We start from the raw sequence: 768 nt of genomic DNA, 5'->3' as shown, positions 1-768 counted from the left end.
CTCCAAAGAAAGATGCAATCGTAACTCCAACAGAGACTCCCACAACACTCAATAATAGGGCGGTACCTAACTGTATATCATTCAAAATAATAACTAATAGCCAGCCAGCCCCTGCCAACATGAGAAGTGGGATGAAGTAGCCGACATTCAAAAGAATTAGCTGATAGACTTCATTAAATACTGGCTGAGCGTGAGTTGGTGAAATTGGAGGTATTGAATCTGAAATTGGTCCAGTAAAGATTCCGATGATTGTGTAACTGGTAACTTGGCCAATATTTGTTAACGTCCACTGTAGATAATATACACATGCGAATATTGCCCCTAGTTGCAAGCCGCGTATGACGCCAGGTTCAACCTCATCCTTGGACCACTTGGTTTGAACAACATATACTAATTGTGCGGAAAAAATAAATGAAATAACAATAATAAGCGGAGCAAGCTTGTGGGTAAACAACAGAACAAAATATAGAAATCCAGTTAATATAGTCGTTCGGCGAGAATAAAGAAACGGGTCAACTAAGATTGTCAGGACGAAAGTCAGCGCAATTGGTACAGAAATACTTTGGGCGACGGGATTATGGGAAAAAAGTACGGTAGTTGGGATTAGAGCAGTGAACGCGGCAGCGATGACGCCCCATTGTGGTGAGACATCTAACCGGACTACAGAAATAAATGCAATGATGGGGATAACAACACCGAGAATCACCGGGACTACAACAAGAGATCCACGTACTGGGAGGCCTGTTATTAAGGATGACACGCCACCAT

General features: G+C 42.4%; 1 protein-coding gene. It reads right to left on the bottom strand.

Annotated features, from left to right (window positions below; translation table 11 throughout):
* Nucleotides 1-768, bottom strand: a 768-nt coding sequence (locus DVK07_RS22940) for a hypothetical protein (protein WP_158603207.1), incomplete at both ends; no start/stop codon positions are given.

The organism is Halorubrum sp. Atlit-26R, from assembly GCF_003666015.1.
In the GTDB taxonomy this organism is placed as follows: domain Archaea; phylum Halobacteriota; class Halobacteria; order Halobacteriales; family Haloferacaceae; genus Halorubrum.
Note: the sequence above shows the minus strand (reverse complement) of the source record. Positions and strands in the feature narration are given on the sequence as shown.